The organism is Natrinema soli (genome assembly GCF_028618695.1).
Genome location: NZ_JAQIVI010000571.1, coordinates 1 through 1,759, shown reverse-complemented (window position 1 = coordinate 1,759; position 1,759 = coordinate 1). Strand labels below are relative to the sequence as shown.

The window sequence follows — 1,759 nt, the reverse complement described above, 5'->3', positions numbered from 1 at the left end:
CGGCCGCCGTCGCGACTGCGGCCGCGGAGCTGGTCGGCGTCGAGCGCGCACAGGTCATTAGCACGGGCGAATACGGCGGCGGAGACGGCGACGGCGAGCCGACTACCGATGCCGATACTAGTGACGCCGAGACCACCGATCCCGGGACCAGTACTACCGAAACCACCGACACTGAGACCATCGATACCGGGACCATCGATACCGACGATGGCGGCAGCGGTGGCGTCCTCTTGCATCTCTCCCGACCGGTGCTCGCGGATCGGCTCGCGGATCACGGGGCGGTGTTGCGGGGCGTCGAAGCGACACCCTCGAGCGCGCGGGTCGTGATCGACGTCCCCCGATCAGCCGACGCGAGGGAAAGCGCCGACATCGTCTCGACGGCGTTCTCGGACGTCGAGCTCAGATCGAAACGGACCGTCGAACGCACGACGCCGCGGGACCTCCGCTCGGAACTGCACGATCGGCTTACCGATCGCCAGCTCGAGGTCGTCACGCTCGCCTACTACGGCGGGTACTTCGAATCACCGCGCGAGAATTCGGGCGAAGATGTCGCCGACGCCCTCGATATCTCGCCGGCAGCGTTCTACCGGCACGTCCGGAGCGTCCAGCGGACGCTCTTCGAGGTCGTGTTCGACGAGAGCGGACTCCCGGAGCCCCGATCGACAGGGGTTGAATAGTGAACCCCATCCGTTTGTCGACGCTAGGTATCTGACGGATATACTCATCCTAATATACCTTGTATTCCTTGATGCGACGAGTGCCGTGACACATCGTCAGTCGTCTCTCCCATGAACCACAAAGACGCCGAGTTCGACCCGCAGGCGGAATCGACCTACGAATGCTTCGACTGCGGAACCGTCGTTCGTGCGACCGCACCGGACGCCTGTCCCGAGTGCGGGGCCGAAATGCGCAATCGGCGGACACCGATCGAATAAGTATGTCCTCCCAGAACCGTTCTTCGCCGCCGGCCCGAGAAGCGACGGCTGAATCGATCGGTTCCGAAACCGCACTCGAGACCGCGCGCCGACAACTGGATCGCGTCGCCGCACAACTGGATATCGACGACGCCGTCATCGAGCGTCTCTCCCACCCCACGGCGGTCCACGAGGTGACGATCCCCCTCGAGCGCGACGACGGCTCGCTCGAGGTTTTCACCGGCTACAGGGCCCACCACGACAGCGTCCGCGGCCCCTACAAGGGCGGGCTGCGCTACCACCCCGGCGTGACCCGCGACGAGTGCGTCGGGCTGTCGATGTGGATGACCTGGAAGTGCGCGGTGATGAATCTCCCCTTCGGCGGCGCGAAAGGCGGCATCGTCGTCGACCCGAAGTCGCTGAGCGAGGACGAGAAGGAACGGCTCACGCGTCGATTCGCACAGGAGATCCGCGATGTGATCGGACCGAACACGGACATCCCCGCGCCGGACATGGGCACCGACCCGCAGACGATGGCCTGGCTGATGGACGCCTACAGCATGCAGGAAGGCGAAACGATCCCCGGCGTCGTCACCGGCAAACCGCCGGTCATCGGCGGGAGTTTCGGCCGCGAGGAAGCGCCCGGTCGAAGCGTCGCCATCGTCACGCGAGAGACCTGCGAGTACTACGACTACCCCCTCGCCGAGACGACCGTCGCAGTCCAGGGCTTCGGCAGTGTCGGTGCCAACGCCGCGCGCCTGCTCGAGGAGTGGGGCGCGACGATCGTTGCCGTCTCGGACGTCAACGGCGCGGTCTACGATCCCGACGGGGTCGACGTCGATGCG

General features: G+C 65.7%; 3 protein-coding genes. All 3 read left to right on the top strand.

Annotation, left to right across the window (positions count from 1 at the left end):
* Positions 1-677, top strand: a 677-nt coding sequence (locus PGX04_RS26750; protein ID WP_273741269.1) for a helix-turn-helix domain-containing protein, incomplete at its 5' end; no start/stop codon positions are given.
* Positions 678-788: 111 nt separating this feature from the next.
* Positions 789-935, top strand: coding sequence for a rubrerythrin-like domain-containing protein (locus PGX04_RS26745; RefSeq protein WP_273741268.1), 147 nt, complete (start codon positions 789-791; stop codon positions 933-935).
* 2 nt (positions 936-937) lie between these two features.
* The coding region (locus PGX04_RS26740; protein ID WP_273741267.1) for a Glu/Leu/Phe/Val family dehydrogenase at positions 938-1,759 on the top strand (822 nt) is incomplete at its 3' end.